The sequence below is a fragment of the Phocaeicola intestinalis genome (assembly GCF_014837065.1).
Lineage (GTDB): Bacteria > Bacteroidota > Bacteroidia > Bacteroidales > Bacteroidaceae > Phocaeicola > Phocaeicola intestinalis.
In genome coordinates, this window is the sequence record NZ_JACSPP010000004.1 from 1 (window position 1) to 21,672 (window position 21,672).

Sequence of the window (21,672 nt, forward strand, 5' to 3'; positions counted from 1 at the left end):
CCTCGACTTGCATGTGTTAGGCCTGTAGCTAGCGTTCATCCTGAGCCAGGATCAAACTCTTCATTGTAAAATATCTTTTCATCGCCTGCCCCCCAAAAAAAAGAAAGGCAAGGCGCATTTTTTTCCTGTCCAGGTCCGGTTACATCTTTCTAACCTTCACGTCATTCACTTTTCGTACTGCGTTTCCTGTATCCAAATCATATCAAAGATCTTGCTCACCAGGGACTTACACAACCTTTTCAGGTGGCGTCCCTTTCGGAAAGCGAGTGCAAAGGTACGCCTTTTTACCGAAACTGCAAGTAACTGGAGAACTTTTTTTGAAACTTTTTTCATGTGAAATATGCAAAATGCTGATATTCACAGATATACAGGAAAATATTTACACCTGGAAAAAACTTAGTAAGAATAACAATACTCCTTATTATATATATGACAACAGAAAACCGAAGGCAAGGATACAAAAAAGCACCTATATGAACGGGGGCATGGAAGATATATCCGTTGACCCGTACATATAAGTGCGTATAAAAAGAGAACGATACTTCTCGCAGTATTTATTTGCACATTTCGCATATGTCACCGTATATAAAGACAATGTGCACATCATCTTTTTTACGAAAATGACGCATAAATTCCAGGAACAAAAAACAAGAGCTATGTCTGTCTATGCCTATCTATGCCCCATAAAGATGCACAAATCCATACCGTGCCTGGTATAAAATCCTTTACTTTATCGACAAAAGAAAGATATGAGTAAAGGAACACTCATTTCCAGAATTATTCCATGCAAAATAGCTAATGGCACTAAATTTTTCCCCGAGTACCGATACACCAACGGCAACATTACATCCATTGAATTGATGCCTGCAGCCGAAATAGGTGCCAACCTACCAAAAACCCGTGTAAAGAAGGGGGCTCCCAACAACGAAATCATTTCCCGAATGATATTTGCCAATAGAGCCAATGTACCTAATTCCGCTGCAACCTGCACTCCCACCGATGCACTCTTAATTTCGGTTATCAGTACCGATGAGAGAGAATAATAGGCAAAGCCGCTTCCCACCGCCATGCAATCGGCAGTACCCCAATGCGTCAGAAAAAAACTGGCAAAAAAAGAAAAAAGCAAAGTCCCTGCAATAGTAGACAAAGGGACAAGCAACATCTTGAAATTCAATGCATGAAGCATCTCTTTCAAATTCTTATTAGAACCAATACCAATGCCAACTTGAAGAATCAGGGCATAAAGAATCAACATCGTGGTATTCCCTTTCACCCATTCTGAAGGAACCCAATGATGAGCCCCTAACATACCACCCAGCGTAAAGACACAAATAATAAGCAAACTATTCTTCATCGTTCCTCCTTTCTTTCTTAAATAGAAAACGGTATGCGAAATACCCTCCTACCAGACTACCCATCGTTCCCAATACAGCGAGAAAAGCCGCCTGATAACCAAACTTATCCAAATTTGAAACCAACTCATCGTTCGACCCGATGGAGATGCCGAATACAAATAACATCAATAACACGGTATAGGAAACGGTCTTCTCTACTTGATGCAAAAAAGTCACCCGACGAAACACATAACCGATTCCTATCCCTATAAACAACAGGAACAAAACCGTAAACATAACTAACACATTAAGCTTTAGAAATAAAACAGAGCAATACATTCCCTTATATCACCCCAAGAGCCTGTTTAGAAACGTTTTTGAATCTCTACAAAAAGTATTCTTGACTTGATGTATGAAGGATGTATTGGCTGAAAAAAGGATATTCATTGTTATAAAAACAACCGGAATGGAAAGTACAGAACGTACCTTCCCTACTTGTCGACCATTTAGATAAAGCCCGTAAACCAATGCACAACAAACCTCCTGTGCGTCTTCTCTTGCCGACACGCACACATACATGGAGTAATATGTTGTAATAAAACCTTCATAGCCTTTCTATCATTTAACGGGCTGCAAAGATAAGCATTTTTACCGAAATACAGAATATATATACAGGAAATATTCCGATATTATTTTAAATCCCTACCGAATGCCCTGTATTTCAATGGTGTAATCCCTGCATGTTTCTTAAACAAATTCGAAAAATGCTCGGTAGATGTATATCCCAACATAAAGCAGATTTCCTTCACCGAATGCGTACTTCCGACCAACAATTGCTTGGCTTTCCGCATTTTCAGTTCCTGAAAATATTTTGCCGGAGCATATCCCGTATAATCTTTAAACGCCTTGCGAAACCACGAATAGCTGAGATTCAACCGTGCCGCCAACTGTTCCGGATCTATCTCCCGACAAAGATTTTCGTTCATGATAATTTTGGCCTGTTCCATCTTCTCGGACACATTATCTTTTTCAAACACATTATTCCGGGATACGGAAAGCACCAACCCAATCATATGCAATACAATCCCTGCCAAATATTGTTGTGACGCCGTCTTATCCTCCTCAGCTACCTCCAATGCACGCGAAAACAACATGGCCAGCTCCTCATTCAGTCCGATGTCGAGCACCTGGTTATCTTTTGTCAAAAAAGAATTCCTGACAAGCTGGTCGGCCATTGTCCCTTCAAATCCAATGTAATATTCATTCCATCCCGTTGCCGTATCCGGCTTGTATGTATGCCATTGTCCGGGAAAAAGAACAATCAGATGCCCTTTTCCCACCTGCCGGTCAGGAGTATCATCGGATGCAAAAGAACCTTGCCCTTTCGTAATGTAAAGCAACTGATACTCACGCAGGACACGTCCTTTTTGGGCATTAAAAAAATATCCTGTAGGATGATTCCGCACCGGATAAGGAGAATTAGGACGAATCGATTGATAACCTACCGTATTGATTGAAAGCCCGAAGCTCCGGTCTTTATCATTTACGATAAGATATTTCAGTTCCATGCCTGTATCATTGTATAATTTTGCCATACGTGTGGATTTTACGGATTATGGCAAATATACAAATTAAAAAGGAGACCACAACGGGCCTCCTCCATTTTATACAAATTATACAAAAAAGACATCAATATGCCTTGCGATACAGGGCTTCGATGTCTTCTATCGAAGTGGGACGCGGATTGCCTCCGGTGCAGACATCGTTGAAGGCATCGATTGCCAACTGGTGCAGGTCTTCCTCGCGCACACCGATTTCGTGCAGCTTCTGCGGGATGTTGATGCTGAGCGAGAGGGCACGCACCGCCTCGATGGCTGCTTTCACCCCTTCTGCCTCGGTCATGCCTTCCGTATCCACTCCCATTGCCTTGGCGATATGGATATACTTGGGAGCCGCCGGCGATTCGGCATTATACTCCATCACATAAGGCAAGAGCAATGCGTTTGCCACGCCGTGAGGTGTGTCATAATGCGCACCCAGCGGATGAGCCATCGAGTGTACGATGCCCAGCCCTACGTTGCTGAACCCCATACCGGCGATATATTGTGCCTGCGACATTGCTTCACGCGCCACCGGGTCGTTGCCATTATCTACCGCAGCCTTCAGGTTCCCGGCAATCATTTCGATAGCCTTCAGTTCGAACATATCCGACATCAGCCACGCACCCGGCGTAATGTAGCTTTCGATGGCGTGGGTCAGGGCATCCATACCCGTAGCGGCGGTCAAGCCTTTGGGCATGGAATACATCAATTCGGGGTCGACAATCGCTACACACGGGATGTCATTCGGGTCGACACATACCATTTTCTTTTGAGCCTGCTCGTCGATGATGACATAGTTGATGGTCACTTCGGCTCCCGTACCTGCCGTAGTAGGCAATGCAAAAGTCGGAACCGCTTTATGGCGGGTATCGGCAACCCCTTCCAACGAACGCACATCGGCAAATTCGGGATTATTCACCACGATACCGATGCCTTTGGCGGTATCAATCGCCGAGCCTCCGCCCAATGCTACGATGAAATCGGCTCCCGAAGCTTTATAAGCCTCCACGCCGTGCTGCACGTTGGCGATGGTGGGATTTGCCTTCACGTCGCTATACACTTCGTAAGGGATGTTGTTCTTGTCGAACACTTCAATCACTTTATCTGCCACGTGAAAACGAATCAAATCGTTGTCGGTCACGAAAAACGCTTTCTTGAAACCTCTGCGCTGCGCTTCCGTGCCAATGCTTTCGCGGCATCCCGCACCGAAATACGAGGTTTCGTTCAAAATCATTCTGTACATAGTTCTGTTTTGTTTAAAGGTTAAATGATAAAGCCTATTTTAAACGCGGATTAACGCAGATTTCCGCAGATTGAAAATTTTCAATTAAATAATATCTGCGTTAATCTGCGAAAATCTGCGTTTCTATCGTCTTTCATTTCGGCAAATTGAAAGCCACTGACATTTCCTTCATCTGCTCCTGGCTCATGCCTTCGGGTTCGAAGCCCATGTTCTTCGCCGCGATGTAAATCAGTGCCGATTTGTTGAGCACATCCACCTGGTCGAATGCCGCCATGATGTCGGTATCTACGGCAAACACGCCGTGCTTTTCCCACATCACCACATCGTAGTCATCCAGTTCCTTGATGGTCGCCTCAGCCAGTTCTACCGAGCTGGGCAATTTGTAGGGAACCATTCCCAAGCCGCGCGGACAAAATGCCTTCGTCTCCGGGATCATGCTCCACAAGAGGTTGGAAGCGACATCCTTCTGCATAAACTTCTGGTTATGGGTCAACGCCACCAGTTCGATGGGGTGAGTGTGGAGCGATGCCTTGTAGTTCATACCCTTCGAAAGCAGGTAGTTGTGCACACTCAGGTGCGAAGGCAACTCAGAAGTAGGCATCACCGGCTGGTCGGCGATGATGACATAGCTGGCACAATCATCCAGAATGCGGATAACCGAGCCGTTTGCCATCGGGTCGCGTGCCAGGTCGCGCATCCGTTTCTGCGTGCCTTTGCAATAGAAATAACATCCCTTCAATTGGGGGAGTACCGCACCGATTTGTTTCACTTCGCTGATAGCGGGCATCGTGCGGATGGCATCGTCCACGTATTCGGTGATGTTGATGGTGATGTTTCCGCCGTTGCGTTCAGCCCAGCCTTTCTGCCACAGATAGCCTGCGACTTCTGCTACTTTACCAATCTCGGCAGCCAGTGCCGGACGGTTGTTCAATATTGATTCCATGACTTATGAATTTTAAGTTATTGTTTTATGTTTCTTGAAACGCGGATTAACACAGATTTCCGCGGATTAAAAATTAAATTATGAAACTATCTGCGTGAATCCGCGCTAATCTGCGTTTCCTATAATATAAAAATCACCCCAGCAACTGAGGCAGGAACGATGACACGATGAGCACCGCCAGACCGATGACCAATACCGTAATGGTCTTCGGCGAGCAACCTTTCCATTCCTTCAGGATGATGCCCCACACGTTCGAGAACACCACGTTGAGCGCCATCAGGATGCAGAAGGCGAAAGTCATCAGCACGGGCGACGAGGTGAGGAAGCCCTTGCCGAGTGCCAGCCCGAAGAACTGGCTATACCACAACACGCCAGCCAGGGCACAGAAGACGAGGTTATTCGTCCATACATTGCCTTTACGATAGTCTCCCCACGTGCGGTTCTTCCCGTTCTGGAAGAAACAATACACGGCATTCGTCACAAAACCGCCCAGCGTGACGAGGAACGTTGCCGGAAGCGTCTTGAACATATCCGCCGACTCCTCGAAGTGGATAGACGAGCCGAACTCCAGCCCCACATTGAAGCAACCGCTCATAAACCCTGCCAGCAGGGCGATGGCAATGCCTTTCGGGAAATTGAAGTCCTTCACCGCCGCCTTTTTCTCCTCTTCGCTCAGGCTCTGCGACTTCATGTTGCCCGCCACGCCGATGATGGCAATGCCCACAAGCGTCACCACTACACCGATGATGACCGAAGCCGTCAGCTTCTCCAGATGATGCGCCTCGGGATAGAAGACGTTCAGTATCACCGGAGCCAGAATGGTGCCCAGACCGGCACACGTGCCCAGCGAGATGCTTTGTCCCAGCGCCACGCCAAGGTAGCGCATCGAAAGCCCGAAAGTCAGTCCGCCCACGCCCCACAGCACACCGAAAAGGATGGTCATTGCCACATCCAGCCCGCTTGCACCGGCAAACAACTCAAAAAGGCTGTGTCCCGCAGGAACAGCCAGCAACGCACCCAGCAGCGGGAAAACCAGCCAGGCAAACACGCCCTGAACCAGCCAGTACGACTCCCAGCTCCAGTCTTTTATCCGATTAATCGGCACGTAACAGCTCGACTGGCAGAACGCACCGATAGCAATAATCAATAGTCCGATTACTATATCCATTATCTGAATCGTTTTTTAGAACTTCTCCCGGGCAAGGATTAACCGCGTTTCGATGTCACGTCTGCCTCGTATTTTTCTACCTCGGCAATGAATTCTTCGCCTACCGGCACGTTGTTCTTCAAGCAGAACATGTCCCATACGGCGTTCCAAGGCAACGCTTTGGCTTCTTCCAGCAGGGCGAGGCGTTCGAACAGCTGGCCGTTTGCTTCGTACTGGCGGAGCTGCGCAAGCGGTTCGAGAAGCGCGCGGAGCATGCATTTCTGTGCCGCACGGCTACCCACAACGTACGCGCCGATGCGGTTGATGCTGGCATCGAAGTAATCGAGGCCGTAGTGCACGCGGTCGAGCGCGCCGCAACGCACGATTTCCTGGAAGAGTTCCAGTGTCGGGTCGTCCATAATGGTCACGTGGTCCGAGTCCCAACGGATAGGACGGCTCACGTGCAACATCAGTTCGGGCACGTAGAGCAGGAGCGACGAAACCTTGTCGGCAACGCTCTCGGTCGGGTGGAAGTGACCGGTATCCAACGTAATCATCTTGTTGTGCGATACGCCATAGCCGATGTAGAAGTCGTTCGAGCCTACGGTATAGCTTTCCAGCCCGATACCGAACACTTTCGATTCGATGCAGTCTTTCATGTTCTTGTATTCGGTAGCGAAAATCTGGTCGAGCGAATCCTTCAGCAGTTCGCGGTATTTCATGCGGTTCACGGTGATGTCCTTGCTTCCGTCGTGCACCCATACGTTCATGATACAGGGGTCGCCCTGTGCCTCGCCCATGGCTTCCGCCACGGCACGGCAACGCTTGGTGTGCTCAATCCAGAACCGGCGGATGCTTTCGTCGGGATTAGCCAATGTCAGGCTTCCGCTTTTCGGGTGCGAGAAAGAAGTAGAGTTGAAGTCGAGCTTCATGTTGTGTTCTTTTCCCCAGTCCATCCAGCTTTGGAAATGACGTGGCTCTACCTGGTCGCGGTCTACGGGTTCACCCTGGAAGTCACCGTAGATTTCGTGCAGGTTCAAGCGGTGAGTACCGGGAATGTACGAAGCGGCTTTCAGGATATCCTGGCGCAGCTCATCGATGTTGCGTGCACGTCCGGGATAATTTCCGGTGGTCTGGATACCTCCGGTCAGCGAGCCTGCTCCGGTTTCGAATCCGATGACATCGTCTGCCTGCCAGCAGTGCAGCGACAGGTGGAAGTCCTGCATGGTTTCCATTACTTTTTCCACGTCTACGCCTACAGCCGCATAGCGTTCTTTCGCGATTTCATACGCTTTGTTTACGAGTTCTTCTTTCATAATAGTATTGTTTTTTATGTTAATGAATAAGTTTTATTGAATAGAAGGAATTATTTGGGGAAGTTAAAGGGAGTAAAAAGGAGTTATGCCTTCGGCAGGAGTTAAATGCCAATAGTTCTGCTATGGCTTCCATTAGTAAAAGTATTGGCTTCTAACTCCTTTTAACTCCCTGAAATAACTCCCCTTTAACTCCTATTTATATCATTGTGTCACCGTCTTAAACTGCAAATAAGCGGCGTCCCATACCTCTTTGTTCTGGGGCTGGAAGGTCTTGAGCGGAATCGCCTGGCTCACGAAGCGGCGCATCAGCTGGATGTCGGTAGCTTTTCCGGCAGCCAGCGCCTGAATCATGATATTGCCCACGGCAGTAGCTTCCGACGGGCCCGCAACCACGGGGATGCCGATGGCATTTGCCGTCCACTGGTTGAGCAGCTCGTTGCGGCTTCCTCCGCCGATGACGTGCAACACTTCTATCGGATTGGGCGAAAGTGTCTGAAGGTTTTCCAGCACCTGGCGGTAGCGCAGGGCAAGGCTCTCGAAGATGCAGCGCACGATTTGCCCGCGCGTCTCGATGGCAGGCTGCTTGTGTGCCGTGCAATACGCCTTGATGGCTTCTTCCATATCCGCAGGGTTGGCGAAGACAGGGTCATCGGGCGCAATCAGGTTGCGGAACGGTTCGCTGGCATTCGCCTCGGCTATCAGTTCGGGATAGGAAGTCTCGCCCCATCCGGCACGGCAACGCTCCAAGAGCCACATGCCGCAGATATTCTTCAGCAGACGGATGGTACCGTTCACTCCGCCTTCGTTCGTAAAGTTCAAAGCTTCGGTATCGGCGTTGATGACCGGCGCATCGGTCTCCACCCCCATCAGCGACCACGTGCCGCTGCTCAGGTAAGCGAAGTTCTTGTTTTGCGCAGGAACCGCAGCCACCGCCGATGCCGTATCGTGTCCGGCTACGGCAATCACGGGCACGGCTCCCAGCCCGGTGATGCGCTGCACCTCTTCGGTAAGCGTGCCCACGGTCTCGCCCGGATAGACAAAGCGGCCGAAGTTGTCTTCGTCCAGCATCAGGCTTTTCAGCAGCTCGGGCTCCAGGCGGCGCGTCTTCGCGTTCACCAGCTGGGCGGTAGAGGCAATGGTATATTCGCACACCATCTCGCCCGTAAGCATATAGCTCAGCGCGTCGGGGATAAAGAGGAGCTTGTCTGCCGCTTCCAGCGCACTGTCCTTGTGGCGGAGCATTGTGTCGAGCTGGAATATGGAATTGAAGTTCATCACCTGAATGCCGGTCAACTCATACACCCGGCTGCGCGGCACCCGTTCGAAATACTTCCCGGGAGCGCCCTCGGTATGCGGGTCGCGGTACGAATAAGGCTGGCGCAGCAGGCTTCCGTCCTTGCCCACGCACACGAAATCCACGCCCCACGTATCGATGCCGATCGAAGTGATTTCGATGTCCTCACGCGCCGCAGCCCGTTTCAGCCCCTCCAGAATGTTCCGGTAAAGTTCGTAGATATCCCAGTAGAAGTGTCCCCCCGTCTCGATGATATGATTGGGGAAACGGTTCATTTCTTCTGTTACCAGTCCTTCCTGAGTGAAAGAGCCTATTATCGTACGCCCGCTGGTAGCCCCGAGGTCGACGGCGAAAAAGCATTTTGTCATAGCCTGTTCCGAGTTTAATGTTACCAAATTTTCTTTTGCTGCAAAGATAAGCGAATCAATCATACGCTATCATGCGCATTTTGACCGAAAATATAAATGATTTGACATGCTTTTCAGCATGAAAACCAAGATGAAGGGAAGAGTTTTCTCCACATCCTACACACAAAATCCGGCAGGTTTTGGACAAGACGCCAATATTACCTATCTTTACCGCCACATTTATTTATTATCCTCTGATATGGAAAACGAACTGCAGAAAAAGACTTATGAACGGATAACGGGCGAACTATCCCGTTTCCTGCCACTGGGCTATCTTGCCATGGTCATCATCGGCATGATTTTCAACTATTTCAGATATGAAGCTTTCGGACTGAACATCTTCCAATACGCTTCGGTCTTCGATTTCTTAATTTCCCCATTCGAAGACATGCACATCCTGCTTTTCATCTTCGGCTCAATGCTGCTGGTTCTCTTTACCATGAAAATGGACAAGCTTTGGAAAAAACATTTTCCAAAGTCCTATAAGAAATGGAGTTTTAAATGGACCGAAAGAAGCTGGTATAAGCCCGCCAGCTATATCTTTGTCATTACCGCCTATATATTTTATGGAGCCTATTTTTATGGCGTATACACTTACAATGCCGTACCCCAGAAAAAAGACATTACCGTCCGGTATCAAAATAACGAGACATTAACCGGCAAACAAATAGGAAAAGTGGGCAACGCCCTGTTCCTTTTATGCGGAGAAAAAGTGAAAATCATCCCCGCCACCGCTTATAAAGAACTGAGCTACCCTTTGGGAAAGTAAAACGAACCAGTCAAAAAACCAATAATATAACTGCGCTCCGTGTACGATTACTAATCGTCACGCTACACGATTAGTAATTGTATTGCTGTACGATTTGTAATTGTACACAAAACGCAATTATACTTCTTTCCATTCATGAATAAGTCATGTGGATTATATAGCCTATTGCAACCAAATTTACAGGCTGCTTCGGGAACAGGAATAAACATTCAGAGTTTGCTCATAAACCGTTCACGGTCTACGATGTAGCGGATGTGGGTGGCTTCGCCTACCACGCCTTTCGTATCGGAAGCCGTCACCTTGAAAGCCAGTTTCCGTCCTTCCACATTCTCCAGTACCGCCGTGGCGGACACTTCCTCGCCCAGCGCCGAAGGTTTCACATGGGTGGTTTCGATAAAAGCGCCCACCGTAGTGCTGCCTTCGGGAAGCTCGGGCTGTACAGCCTTCATCGCCGCATTTTCCATCAATGCTACCAAGGCGGGCGTAGCAAACACTTCCATATCGCCCGAACCTAACGCCAGGGCGGTATTCGCCTGCGTCACTTTTACTTTACTTGTATAAGTCAATCCTTTTTCCATATTTGTTGTTTTTTTAGGAGTTAGAGGGAGTTAGAAGGAGTTATCATTTCGTTTAGGAGTTAAGGAGTTAAAAGGAGTTATCACTCCGCTTCGCTCCATTAGGAGTTAAAGCCAATAGTTTTGTTGGTGAAAGCATTAGTGAAAGTATTGGCTTGACTTCTTAACTCCTTGACTCCTTAACTTCTTAACTCCTTAACTCCTTGACTTCTTAACTCCTTAACTTCTTAACTCCCTATAACTCCCTATAACTCCTTAACTCCTTATAACCTCCATGAATCCCGCCAAATCGTTTCCCGACGGATGCTGGTACACACGTAAGCCAAACCGGGGCAGCACGGCAATGAAATGATTGAAGACCTCGTTCTGAATGCCTTCATAGGCAAGCCACTCCGTTGTCTGCGTGAAACAATAGAACTCCAGCGGAAGCCCCTCGGGAGTGGGCTGCATCTGACGCACCATAATCATCATATCCTGATGAATACGGGGATGCGCATGGAGGTATTCCAGCGCATATCTCCGGAACACTTCCAGGTTCACCACCGGTTCTGCCCCTTCTTCGGGCATGCCGATCCACCCTTTTTCTGCAAAAGCCTCCATTTCATCACCGGTGCAGAAGCGGATGGTGGTCATATCGATATTGAGCGAACGCTTGATGCGCCTTCCTCCCGTCTCCCACATCCCGCGCCAGTTCTGGAACGAATCGCTCACCAAGGCATACGGGGGAATGGTGGTGATGGTCTTGTCGAAGTTCTGCACCTTCACCGTGGTGAGCGACACTTCTTTCACAAACCCGTCGGCACCGTATTTCGCCATCGTGACCCAGTCGCCCGGACGCAGCATGTCGTTCGCCGAGAGCTGTACGCCAGCCACCAGCCCGAGGATGCTGTCTTTGAATATCAGCATCAGCACTGCCGCCGAAGCACCCAGTCCGGCAAGAATCGTAGCGGCATTCTGGTCGATGAGGATGCTGATTATCAGAATCAGGCCTACACAAAAAGCAAGAATGCTCACCATCTGGTAAATTCCTTTCAGCGGGCGGTAGCGCAAGGTCTCGTGCTCGTTCGAAATTTCATAAAGCGACTTCAAGAATGCGTTGACCAGCATCAGCGTTGTGACCACCAGGTAAATGAGGCATGCTTTCAACAGGATGGTAAGCACGTAGGGATAGCCATCGAAAGCGAAAGGCAGCAGCAGGTAAAAGATGATAGGCGGAATCATCCGGGAGAAACTGTGCAGCATGTCATCGTTGAACAGGTAATCGTCCCATTTCGCCTTCGTCTTTGCCGTCAGCTTGCGCACCGCCGGAATCAGCGCATGACGGAATAACTTCGTCACGATGTACGAAACCAGCAATATAGCCAATATCAATATCACACGTGTCGTCCAGTCCAGATTCGACTTGTCGATGCCCATTTCCATCAAGACACGGGCGATTTCTTCATCTATATGTTCCATATAAGTTTTTGAGTTTTTGAGTTTTTAAGTTTTTAAGTTTTTGAGTTTTTGAGTTTCTTCTTGTCACGCCGGATTACAAATCCAGCGTAACAAGCAAGAAGCTGGCGTATTCGGGCGTATGCGATACGCCCCTACATGGGCTTCTGTAAGTTTTTGCTTTTAACGAGGCAAATATACGAAGCTTTTTTCATATATTTATCCACGAAAAGACGTATAACCTGTTAAGATTCGCTTATGACACACATTTATTACTGCATTTTATGGGGAATCTGCCTCATCCTGGCCGGCTGTATCCGCGATGATGCGGCATACGGCGAGGCGGGCATTGTGGCGGGCGACACGCTGCCTGAATTTCAGGTAGAATTGGACAACGGCTCCATGCTTGCCACTTCCGACCTTCAAGGCAAGGTGTCGGTACTGGTATTCTTCCATACCGGATGCCCTGATTGCCAACAGGAGCTTCCGGTCATCCAGCAGCTGTACGACTTGTACCGGGCCAACGATTCAGTCGCCATCTATTGCATCAGCCGTGAAGAGGCGGCGGAGGAAATCGAAGCTTATTGGCAAGCCCATGGCCTGACCCTCCCCTATTCGGCGCAAGAAAGCCGGAGCGTGTACAACCTGTTTTCGGGGCAAGGCATCCCGCGGGTGTACGTATCCGACAAGAGCCTGCAAGTCTACAGCACGTATTCGGACGACCCGATAGCCGGACTGGATGAGCTTACGGAAGACGTGGAGGCATTAAGGATGAAAAACAAAGAATGAACATCCGCATTTTCCCCAAACCGGTAGGGGATAATTGGAATATTCTATTAAATTAATCGTTAATAGTGAACAGTTCATGGTGAAAAAACGAATGGTTTCATTAACTTTGCCGGCAACTAATTAAATTACTAATACCAAAATAAATAATCAAATGAGTTTGAAAATTGTAGTTTTGGCAAAACAAGTACCCGACACGCGTTGCGTAGGGAAAGATGCCATGAATGCCGACGGCACCATCAACCGTGCGGCGCTTCCGGCGATATTCAACCCGGAAGACCTGAATGCCCTTGAACAGGCACTCCGACTGAAAGACACGCATCCCGGTTCTACCGTCACCATCCTGACCATGGGCCCCGGACGTGCAGCCGAAATCATCCGTGAAGGTTTATACAGAGGAGCCGACAACGGATACTTATTGACCGACCGTGCTTTTGCCGGTGCCGACACGCTTGCCACTTCGTATGCCCTTGCCACTGCTATCCGCAAGATTGGCGAGTATGACCTTATCATCGGCGGACGCCAAGCCATCGACGGTGATACGGCACAGGTAGGTCCGCAAGTGGCAGAGAAGTTAGGATTGCCGCAGGTCACTTACGTAGAAGAAATCGAAGAGGTAAGCGGCAAGGCTATCCGTGTGAAACGCCACATCGACGGAGGCGTGGAAACCGTAGAAGGTCCGCTTCCTATCGTATTGACCGTAAACGGAAGCGCAGCACCCTGCCGCCCGCGTAACGCCAAACTGGTGATGAAATACAAACGTGCCTTAGGCGGACAGGAAAAAGCAGCCCTGACCAAAGATGGAGCTTCCCTGCCCTATGCAGACCAATACGAGAAACATCCTTACCTGAACATCACCGAATGGAGCGTGGCAGACGTGAACGGCGACACGAAACAATGCGGCCTGTCGGGGTCTCCCACGAAGGTAAAGAAAATTGAGAACATCATTTTCCAGGCAAAGGAAAGCAAGACCCTGACGGGAAGCGACGCGGATGTAGAAAACCTGATTGTTGAACTGTTGGCTAACCATACTATCGGATAAACCGCTTTGAGTTCTTGAGTTTTTAAGTTCTTGAGTTTTTTAAGTTCTTGAGTTTTTTAAGTTTTTGAGTTGAGATTTACAAACTCACAAACTTACAAACTTACAAACTTACAAACTTACAAACTTACAAACTTACAAACTTACAAACTTACAAACTCAAAAACTCAAAAACTTAAAAACTAAAATGCAATGAACAACGTATTTGTATATTGTGAGATGGACGGCACGCATGTTGCCGACGTCAGCCTCGAACTGTTAACGAAAGGCCGTAAACTGGCGAACGAATTAGGATGCCAACTGGAAGCCATCTGTGCGGGAAGCGGACTTGACGATGTAGAAAAACAAGTGCTCCCCTACGGCGCAGACCGTGTGCACGTATTCGATGCACCGGGATTGTACCCTTACACTTCCCTGCCCCATACCTCTATCTTGGTGAACCTTTTCAAAGAAGAAAAGCCTCAAATCTGCCTGATGGGCGCTACGGTCATCGGACGCGACTTGGGCCCGCGCGTATCTTCTGCCCTGACCAGCGGACTGACCGCCGACTGTACCCAGCTGGAGATAGGCGACCACGAAGACAAGAAGAATGGTGTCACCTATAAGAACCTGTTGTACCAAATCCGTCCGGCATTCGGAGGAAACATCGTTGCCACCATCGTCAACCCCGAACACCGTCCACAAATGGCTACGGTGCGTGAAGGTGTGATGAAGAAAGAAATCCTCGACGAGAACTATCAGGGTGAAGTCATCCGACACGATGTAGCGAAGTTCGTCCCCGAAACCGACTATGTGGTAAAGGTCATCGACCGCCACGTGGAAAAGGCGAAACACAACCTGAAAGGCTCGCCCATCGTCGTAGCCGGAGGTTACGGTATGGGAAGCAAGGAAGGCTTCGACATGCTCTTCGAACTGGCTAAAGAGCTTCACGCCGAAGTGGGTGCCAGCCGTGCCGCCGTAGACGCAGGCTTCTGCGACCACGACCGCCAGATAGGCCAGACCGGCGTAACGGTTCACCCGAAACTCTACATCGCCTGCGGCATCTCCGGACAAATCCAGCACATCGCCGGCATGCAGGACGCAGGCATCATCATCTCGGTGAACAGCGACCCGAACGCGCCGATCAACACAATTGCTGATTATGTGATTAACGGGACGGTGGAAGAGGTCATTCCGAAGATGATTAAGTATTATAAGAAAAATAGTAAATAATGGAAGGAGTTAAAAGGAGTTAGAGGGAGTTAGAAGGAGTTAGAAGCCAATAGTTTTTACTTATGACACAAAGTTTTACCGACATCTTAGCATGGCAGAAGGCGCACCGGTTCGTTCTGGATGTCTATCGGGCGACAAGCAAGTTTCCCGCTCACGAACAATTTGGGCTTAGCTCACAATTCCACCGTGCCGCCATGTCTATTCCTGCCAATATAGCAGAAGGTTACAAAAGATTAGGTAAGGCAGACAAACTCCGTTTCCTCAATATCGCACAAGGCAGCTTGGAAGAATGCCGATATTATATCCTTTTAGCTAAAGACCTCAATTATATTACTGAAAATACCTATTACGAATTAATACGGAGCATAGAAGAAACTAGTTTTTTGCTGAACGCCTACTGCAAAGGCATCCGCGACAAACAATGGGAGAGATAAGGCAAAGAAGAGGCAATCCAAACATTTGTCCTCTAACTCCTTCTAACTCCCTCTAACTCCTTCTAACTCCTAAAAACAAAGAAAAACTATGCCAAACTATTATACCGAACATCCGGAATTGCGCTTCCATCTCAACAACCCGATGATGGAGCGTATCTGTCAGTTGAAAGAACGCGATTATAGAGACAAAGACCAGTATGACTATGCGCCGCAAGACTATGCCGACGCGATGGACTCATACGACAAAGTGTTGGAAATCACCGGAGAAATCACCGGAGAAGTGATTGCAGCCAATGCCGAAGGCGTAGACCTGGAAGGTCCGCACCATGCAGGCGGACGGGTGGAATATGCCTCGGGCACGAAGCAGAACCTTGATGCCATGGTGAAAGCCGGGCTGAACGGCATGACCATGCCCCGCCGCTTCGGAGGACTGAACTTTCCGATTACCCCCTACACCATGTGCGCCGAAATCGTGGCACAAGCCGATGCGGGCTTCGGAAACATCTGGTCGTTGCAGGACTGTATCGAAACCCTCTACGAATTCGGAAACGAAGACCAGCACAGCCGTTTCATCCCACGCATCTGTGCCGGAGAAACCATGTCAATGGACCTGACCGAACCCGATGCCGGAAGCGACCTGCAGAGCGTCATGCTGAAAGCTACTTACGATGAAGCCAACCAATGCTGGCGCCTGAACGGTGTGAAGCGTTTCATCACCAACGGAGACGCCAACCTGCACTTGGTATTGGCACGCTCGGAAGAAGGCACGCACGACGGACGCGGGCTCTCGATGTTCATCTACGACAAGAACGACGGAGGCGTGGACGTGCGCCGCATCGAAAACAAGCTCGGCATCCACGGCTCGCCCACCTGCGAACTGGTGTACAAGAACGCGAAAGCCGAACTTTGCGGCGACCGCAAACTGGGACTTATCAAATACGTGATGGCACTGATGAACGGTGCACGTCTGGGTATCGCAGCCCAATCGGTCGGACTGAGCCAGGCTGCATACAACGAAGGGCTTGCCTACGCTAAAGACCGTAAGCAGTTCGGTAAGGCTATCATCGAATTCCCTGCCGTATACGATATGCTTGCCACGATGAAAGCGAAACTCGACGCAGGACGTGCCTTGCTTTACCAGACTTCACGCTATGTAGACATCTATAAGGCATTGGACGACATCGCCCGCGAGCGTAAGTTGACTCCCGAAGAACGCCAGGAGCAAAAACGTTACGCCAAACTGGCAGATAGCTTCACCCCGCTGGCAAAGGGTATGAACTCGGAATACGCCAACCAGAACGCTTACGACTGCATCCAGATACACGGAGGTTCGGGCTTTATGATGGAATATGCCTGCCAGCGCATCTACCGCGACGCACGTATCACCAGCATCTACGAAGGAACAACCCAGCTCCAGACCGTAGCCGCTATCCGTTACGTGACCAACGGTTCGTATGCCGCTACCTTGCACGAGTACGAAGCCATCCCTTGCGCACCCGAATACCAAGGCTATATGGACCGTCTGAAAGCAATGACCGGAAAATTGGAAGCTTGTACCGCCAAGATTAAGGAAGCACAGAATCAAGAACTGCTCGACTTTACCTCACGCCGCCTGTATGAAATGGCTGCGGTCTGCGTAATGAGCCACCTGCTCTTGCAAGACGCGAACAAGGCTCCCGAACTCTTCGCCCAGTCGCTCGACGTATATGTAAACTATGCCGAAGCCGAAGTGGAAAAGCACTATAGCTTTATCCAGCACTTCCAAGCAGAAGAATTGGAAAACTACCGGAAAGCCTAAAAGCAGATGTATAAAACCAAGAAACACAGATTTTCGCGGATGAACGTAGATTAAACAGATAAATTACTGATAATCTGCGGAAATCCGCGGAAATCTGTGTTTTCTTAAACCGGCAGACGCAAAAGCCTGCCGCTATCTATTACTTACGCCGGCAAGGCGATTCGTTACCGAAAAGATATGCGGGTTGATAACCTCCGTAATCTACTACGATTTTTTCAAGCACAATACCCGGGTCTAACGGACGGAAGTTCAGCGTATAAGTCCCGTCTGCCGATACAGGGAGTTTCAAGCGAACCTGTTTTTCTACTACACGGCGTGCAATGGTGGGATAATATACCGTATAAATATTTTCAGGATCTTCATTCAGGTCACGGTTGAAATTGACGGTTTCCTCTTGCCCGCCTTCAAAACCAATGCTATACTTATGTCCTTCCGGAGTGTGGAAAGCCAGGGTAGACTTCACAATGACATGTACTGTAACCGAATCTGCTTTTTCAGGTATATTCAGTTTGTAAGACAATGACGCGCCGTTTGCCGGAACGGTGTAAGGCATCAGCGACATGCCACTCAGTGTGCGTCCCATATAAGGGATTACGGTCCATTTAGCCTCACCGGCATCCGTACAGGCAAAATAATGTTCGGCTTCCATTGCCACATACCCGTCTTTTCCTGTAAACAGATAACCTCCTGTAGCAGCTTCCGGATTTCCGATTCGGTGGATTTCAGGCAATTTGTCTGCCGGGAAGTTATCACTCCAGCTAGTATATCCGATATGCTTCTGAATCATCATGCCGTTCCACTTTCCTCCCGACATAGCATGGTTATAGTCATCACACAGCTGCTTGTCGCGTGCAAAAGCCTTTTCCACTTTATCCGCCCATGCGTTGGCTTCAGGATTTCCTTCGGCATACAGTTTCAGGTTCATAGCCTGAGCATAATACATCTCGTGCAGGTTTGCCATTGCCTGTACCGGGAACAGAATGAGTTGTTTGTAAGCATCACGGTATTCAGGCTTCAGGCTTATGTATTGACGAAGGGCTTCAGCTTCCAATTGTGCATAGTCGCCTACCACCTGACGCCATTCACCAGTTTCCAGGTTGTATACCGTATGGTCCAGCATTTCGGCTGTGCTCCGTCCGTTGTACTTACAGCAGAGGTTGAGGATACGTGCCGCCTCTTCTGCCTGCGTGTCCCCGAATGCCTGCCTGCAAAAGTCATAAGTATGGTGCAGCAAAGTCCCGGCATTGTATGCCTGTGGATTCCATGCCATGTCCAGGAAAAGCGTAATGGGATACTCCATCGGTTTGAGGTCGCCCACGTTAAGCACCCAAAGCTTGTCGACACCATATTCATAAGTCAGTTGCAACTGTTCCCACATATTCTGTATGGGGGTAGCATTTATCCATTTCGAATTACGTGGCGCACCTACATAGTCTACGTGATAATACATGCCCCAGCCACCGGGATGCTTACGTTCTTCAGCATTCGGCAAGCGACGCACATTGCCCCAGTTATCGTCACACAGCAACATGATGACATCTTCGGGGACACGCAATCCGCGGTCGTAATACTCCAACACCTCTTTATAGAGCGCCCATACCTGTGGCGTTTCCTTGGCTGACCGTCCGGTGACATCTTTGATTATCCGGCGTTGGTTCTTGAAAATCGTTTCCATCAATCGCTTGTTGCGTTCAAACTGCGGCACATATTCATGGTCTTTTCCTTCTTCACCTCCCATGGCTGTATCACCGTCACCCCGCATACCGATGGTTACCACATCTTCAGTATCTTTCATGCGTTCGATGCCTTCGCGGAAGAAACGGTTCAATCCCTCGGGATTGGTTTCATAATTCCAAGCTCCATATTTTTCCCGGTTACGGGCATACTCCTGATGGTTACGTGCCATCGGTTCGTGGTGCGAAGTGCCCATGATGATTCCCATCTCATCAGCCGTCTTGCTGTTTTCCGGATCATCGGCATAGAAAGCCCATCCCCACATGGCAGGCCACATAAAGTTCCCTTTCAGTCGCAGGATCAATTCGAATACGCGGGCATAGAAACGATGGTCGCCATAATTGGTACCATACGTATTTTTCACCCAGGTAGTAAGACAGGGAGCCTCATCGTTCAGGAAGATACCACGGTAAGTCACGGCAGGTTCGCCATCGGTATACACACCGGCTTGGGCATAGACTTCTGTCTGACGAGTAACAGGCACATCCATCCACCAGTACCAAGGCGATACACCCATCTGTCTGGAAAGTTCGTAGATGCCGTAAACGGTTCCGCGCCGGTCACTTCCGGCAATGACCAATGCCTGTTCTACCCCTTCCAGCGGCTGGTCTACAGTCTGAATGACATATTTTTCGTTTTTCCCTTCCAGGTCTTTCCTGTTCAGCTTGCCTGCTTTAAACAGTTGTTTGATAAAAGGCGATTCGATACTTCCCACCAGGATGTACCTCCCGTCCGAAGGCGTGTTTACGGTTTCGGCTTTCTTGCCAGTCACACGCAAGAAGTCTTCCTGCAAATTTTTAACAGCAATCAGAATGGCACTGTTCTCGTTCTTGTCGACCAGTATGGTACAAGGCTGTCCATTGCCGACAACAGGAAAAGCACCTTCTGTTTTCTTGAAAGTAATAAACGGTTCCGCCGCATAAGCGTAAAGAACGCCAAGCAAAAGCCCCAAAAGGGCACTTAGTTTTTTCATAAGGATTCAAGTGTTTTATGTTTATATATTATCAGCAACAGCATAACAAGTGATTTTCCGCATTCTATTTTCCGGTTGACCATAAAATGCACAAATACTCGCTTGCAAAGGTAATACAAACGGGCATTCCTTCCATTAACAAACGTATCAGATTCATTTCTCCACGTACCAGCACATTCACCCAGGTGCCAAAATCGTTTACAAAAGTAACACAAACCCTCCCGGCTGCCTTTGGCTTCTTATACACTATTCAGCCAATAGCCGATTAATGCTACCCACTAAGTAAAAAGGTAAGTTTATCAGCCTGAAGTTTTTACCTCCTACAGTCTTCACCTCGTCTATCGAATAAGGTTGCGACCATACACGCACTGCCACCGTCTGTGAAGACCGTTCCATAAACGAATGCAAAGAACGCAGATGTGCATTGTGCCCTGTTTTCACTTCTATAGGATATAGCCGCGACTGCTGTACCCACACAAAATCCACTTCTGCCGACGAATCGTTTCCTCGCATCCAGAAATTTCGCTTTTGGCTCACTTTATCAGTCAGCGTAAGCAGTTCTTGCGCCACAACATGTTCGGCAATCCTTCCCCGCCACGCATCCTGCAGGTCTTTAGCATCTAAGACTTCTTTCTGCACTTGTGCCGCATAATTCACCAAACCGGTATCCAGCCATATCAACTTAGGTGTCCGCTTGGTTTCCGACAAAGCCGGCACCTCTGTCGATGTGGTAGGATAAACCAATTCCAGCAACATGGCTTTTTCCAGCAGCCGGAAAGCTTCACCCACTTCACGTGCCTGGTAAGAAGACGAGGCAAATCCTCCCAATGTAATGGGCTGTGCAGCTTTTCCCCATCCCTCTTCCAAGATAAACCGCACCACCTCTTTCAGCAACTTACCTTTGGTATATTTCTCCACATCATCGCGGTAGCCTTGCAACAATGTTTCATATACGTCACTCAGCGCCAGCAAGTCCCTCCGCTCCGCATAAAGCTGGACAGCTTCAGGCATACCACCAATCAGTGTATAGCGGTTAAACAATTGCATCAGCCTGCCGTGAAAAGGCACCGTAGCTTGCGGATGCTCCAACACCGGCAGCAAAGCCTCTTCACCTATAGCACCCAGGAACTCTCGAAACGAACAAGGACGTAAAGCCATGTATTGCACCCTGCCTACCGGAAACGAAACGTTGACCTCTACCAGATTCTCTAGCAAAGAACCTGCCGCCACTACATGCAGTTCTGGCAACTCTTCATAAAAATAACGCAGCAAGCCTATAGCTTTAGGAGAATTCTGAATCTCATCGATAAACAACAGCGTACTGCCCGGCTTACGAGATAAACCGCAATGTGCAAACAGCAACGGCATCAAATCCTTCAGCGGCATTTCCATCTCAAACAAAGCAGCAGCTTCCCGTTTCTCCAGATTAAGCGACAAATAATTATCAAAAGTTTTGCCAAACTCATTTATTACGGTCGTTTTCCCTACTTGACGTGCCCCTCTCAATACAAGCGGTTTGCGATGCGTATCGGTTTTCCACTGTTCCAAATGTTGTAATATCGTCCGTTTAAACATAACTATACTAAACAATTAATCCTAATCAGTTTATATAATCTGCCTGTTCAGAAACTGT

General features: G+C 48.8%; 18 protein-coding genes and 1 rRNA gene. 6 read left to right on the top strand and 13 right to left on the bottom strand.

Annotated features, from left to right (window positions below):
- The 9 genes from H9625_RS01935 to H9625_RS01975 form a co-directional block, all read right to left on the bottom strand.
- Positions 1-67, bottom strand: a 16S ribosomal RNA gene (locus H9625_RS01935); the annotation flags it as partial.
- A gap of 663 nt (positions 68-730) precedes the next feature.
- Positions 731-1,354: a lysine exporter LysO family protein gene (locus tag H9625_RS01940; RefSeq protein WP_022038608.1), complete on the bottom strand. Its 624-nt coding sequence runs from the start codon at positions 1,352-1,354 to the stop codon at positions 731-733.
- The gene (locus H9625_RS01945; protein WP_022038609.1) at positions 1,344-1,631 is read right to left on the bottom strand and encodes a LysO family transporter; all 288 of its coding nucleotides are present in this window, start codon (positions 1,629-1,631) and stop codon (positions 1,344-1,346) included. Before H9625_RS01945 ends, H9625_RS01940 begins: the two co-directional genes overlap by 11 nt.
- A gap of 392 nt (positions 1,632-2,023) precedes the next feature.
- Positions 2,024-2,929, bottom strand: coding sequence for an AraC family transcriptional regulator (locus tag H9625_RS01950; RefSeq protein WP_022038610.1), 906 nt, complete (start codon positions 2,927-2,929; stop codon positions 2,024-2,026).
- 94 nt (positions 2,930-3,023) lie between these two features.
- Positions 3,024-4,178 (bottom strand): lactaldehyde reductase, encoded by a 1,155-nt coding sequence (fucO, locus tag H9625_RS01955; RefSeq protein WP_013618545.1) that lies wholly within the window; start codon positions 4,176-4,178, stop codon positions 3,024-3,026.
- Positions 4,179-4,311: 133 nt separating this feature from the next.
- Positions 4,312-5,121, bottom strand: coding sequence for a rhamnulose-1-phosphate aldolase (gene rhaD / locus H9625_RS01960; protein WP_013618544.1), 810 nt, complete (start codon positions 5,119-5,121; stop codon positions 4,312-4,314).
- Positions 5,122-5,254: 133 nt separating this feature from the next.
- Positions 5,255-6,289 (bottom strand): L-rhamnose/proton symporter RhaT, encoded by a 1,035-nt coding sequence (gene rhaT, locus H9625_RS01965; RefSeq protein ID WP_013618543.1) that lies wholly within the window; start codon positions 6,287-6,289, stop codon positions 5,255-5,257.
- Positions 6,290-6,327: 38 nt separating this feature from the next.
- Entirely contained in the window at positions 6,328-7,587 is a 1,260-nt protein-coding gene (locus H9625_RS01970) for an L-rhamnose isomerase (protein ID WP_191762892.1), read from the bottom strand.
- Positions 7,588-7,785: 198 nt separating this feature from the next.
- Positions 7,786-9,246 carry a rhamnulokinase gene (locus tag H9625_RS01975; protein WP_087395821.1) on the bottom strand — a complete coding sequence of 487 codons (1,461 nt, stop codon included), beginning with the start codon at positions 9,244-9,246 and terminating at the stop codon, positions 7,786-7,788.
- 118 nt (positions 9,247-9,364) lie between these two features.
- Here H9625_RS01975 and H9625_RS01980 point away from each other — a divergent pair, with 118 nt between their 5' ends.
- Entirely contained in the window at positions 9,365-10,054 is a 690-nt protein-coding gene (locus tag H9625_RS01980) for a hypothetical protein (RefSeq protein ID WP_225226198.1), read from the top strand.
- Positions 10,055-10,263: 209 nt separating this feature from the next.
- Here H9625_RS01980 and H9625_RS01985 read toward each other — a convergent pair whose 3' ends face one another.
- Together H9625_RS01985 and H9625_RS01990 are read right to left on the bottom strand one after the other, a co-directional pair.
- On the bottom strand, positions 10,264-10,632 hold the full coding sequence (locus H9625_RS01985; RefSeq protein WP_013618513.1) for a thioesterase family protein: 369 nt from the start codon (positions 10,630-10,632) through the stop codon (positions 10,264-10,266).
- Positions 10,633-10,884: 252 nt separating this feature from the next.
- Entirely contained in the window at positions 10,885-12,087 is a 1,203-nt protein-coding gene (locus H9625_RS01990) for a mechanosensitive ion channel family protein (protein WP_022040097.1), read from the bottom strand.
- A gap of 234 nt (positions 12,088-12,321) precedes the next feature.
- Here H9625_RS01990 and H9625_RS01995 point away from each other — a divergent pair, with 234 nt between their 5' ends.
- The 5 genes from H9625_RS01995 to H9625_RS02015 all read left to right on the top strand — a co-directional run bounded on the left by H9625_RS01995 (position 12,322) and on the right by H9625_RS02015 (position 17,332).
- The gene (locus H9625_RS01995; RefSeq protein ID WP_087210280.1) at positions 12,322-12,852 is read left to right on the top strand and encodes a TlpA family protein disulfide reductase; all 531 of its coding nucleotides are present in this window, start codon (positions 12,322-12,324) and stop codon (positions 12,850-12,852) included.
- A 151-nt stretch (positions 12,853-13,003) separates the two neighbouring features.
- The gene (locus H9625_RS02000; protein ID WP_191762845.1) at positions 13,004-13,891 is read left to right on the top strand and encodes an electron transfer flavoprotein subunit beta/FixA family protein; all 888 of its coding nucleotides are present in this window, start codon (positions 13,004-13,006) and stop codon (positions 13,889-13,891) included.
- 189 nt (positions 13,892-14,080) lie between these two features.
- Positions 14,081-15,100, top strand: coding sequence for an electron transfer flavoprotein subunit alpha/FixB family protein (locus H9625_RS02005; protein WP_191762846.1), 1,020 nt, complete (start codon positions 14,081-14,083; stop codon positions 15,098-15,100).
- Between the two features lie 62 nt (positions 15,101-15,162).
- Positions 15,163-15,534 carry a four helix bundle protein gene (locus H9625_RS02010; RefSeq protein ID WP_022040101.1) on the top strand — a complete coding sequence of 124 codons (372 nt, stop codon included), beginning with the start codon at positions 15,163-15,165 and terminating at the stop codon, positions 15,532-15,534.
- Positions 15,535-15,622: 88 nt separating this feature from the next.
- Complete coding sequence (locus tag H9625_RS02015) at positions 15,623-17,332, top strand: acyl-CoA dehydrogenase family protein (protein ID WP_191762847.1); 1,710 nt, start codon at positions 15,623-15,625, stop codon at positions 17,330-17,332.
- A 139-nt stretch (positions 17,333-17,471) separates the two neighbouring features.
- Here H9625_RS02015 and H9625_RS02020 read toward each other — a convergent pair whose 3' ends face one another.
- Positions 17,472-20,039, bottom strand: coding sequence for a glycosyl hydrolase 115 family protein (locus H9625_RS02020; RefSeq protein WP_191762848.1), 2,568 nt, complete (start codon positions 20,037-20,039; stop codon positions 17,472-17,474).
- A 246-nt stretch (positions 20,040-20,285) separates the two neighbouring features.
- A complete protein-coding gene (locus H9625_RS02025; RefSeq protein ID WP_087210294.1) occupies positions 20,286-21,614 on the bottom strand; it encodes an ATP-binding protein in 1,329 nt (442 codons plus the stop codon).
- Positions 21,615-21,672: the final 58 nt, after the last annotated feature.

Bases quoted from the DNA above. Each gene is read 5' to 3' on its own strand.
- fucO (WP_013618545.1), bottom strand. From the start codon at position 4,178: ATGTACAGAATGATTTTGAACGAAACCTCGTATTTCGGTGCGGGATGC.
- rhaT (WP_013618543.1), bottom strand. From the start codon at position 6,289: ATGGATATAGTAATCGGACTATTGATTATTGCTATCGGTGCGTTCTGC.
- H9625_RS01990 (WP_022040097.1), bottom strand. From the start codon at position 12,087: ATGGAACATATAGATGAAGAAATCGCCCGTGTCTTGATGGAAATGGGC.
- H9625_RS01950 (WP_022038610.1), bottom strand. From the start codon at position 2,929: ATGGCAAAATTATACAATGATACAGGCATGGAACTGAAATATCTTATC.
- H9625_RS02015 (WP_191762847.1), top strand. From the start codon at position 15,623: ATGCCAAACTATTATACCGAACATCCGGAATTGCGCTTCCATCTCAAC.
- H9625_RS02000 (WP_191762845.1), top strand. From the start codon at position 13,004: ATGAGTTTGAAAATTGTAGTTTTGGCAAAACAAGTACCCGACACGCGT.
- H9625_RS02005 (WP_191762846.1), top strand. From the start codon at position 14,081: ATGAACAACGTATTTGTATATTGTGAGATGGACGGCACGCATGTTGCC.
- H9625_RS02025 (WP_087210294.1), bottom strand. From the start codon at position 21,614: ATGTTTAAACGGACGATATTACAACATTTGGAACAGTGGAAAACCGAT.
- H9625_RS01980 (WP_225226198.1), top strand. From the start codon at position 9,365: ATGAAAACCAAGATGAAGGGAAGAGTTTTCTCCACATCCTACACACAA.
- H9625_RS02010 (WP_022040101.1), top strand. From the start codon at position 15,163: ATGACACAAAGTTTTACCGACATCTTAGCATGGCAGAAGGCGCACCGG.
- H9625_RS01995 (WP_087210280.1), top strand. From the start codon at position 12,322: ATGACACACATTTATTACTGCATTTTATGGGGAATCTGCCTCATCCTG.
- H9625_RS01940 (WP_022038608.1), bottom strand. From the start codon at position 1,354: ATGAAGAATAGTTTGCTTATTATTTGTGTCTTTACGCTGGGTGGTATG.
- H9625_RS01975 (WP_087395821.1), bottom strand. From the start codon at position 9,246: ATGACAAAATGCTTTTTCGCCGTCGACCTCGGGGCTACCAGCGGGCGT.
- H9625_RS02020 (WP_191762848.1), bottom strand. From the start codon at position 20,039: ATGAAAAAACTAAGTGCCCTTTTGGGGCTTTTGCTTGGCGTTCTTTAC.
- H9625_RS01985 (WP_013618513.1), bottom strand. From the start codon at position 10,632: ATGGAAAAAGGATTGACTTATACAAGTAAAGTAAAAGTGACGCAGGCG.
- H9625_RS01945 (WP_022038609.1), bottom strand. From the start codon at position 1,631: ATGTTTACGGTTTTGTTCCTGTTGTTTATAGGGATAGGAATCGGTTAT.
- rhaD (WP_013618544.1), bottom strand. From the start codon at position 5,121: ATGGAATCAATATTGAACAACCGTCCGGCACTGGCTGCCGAGATTGGT.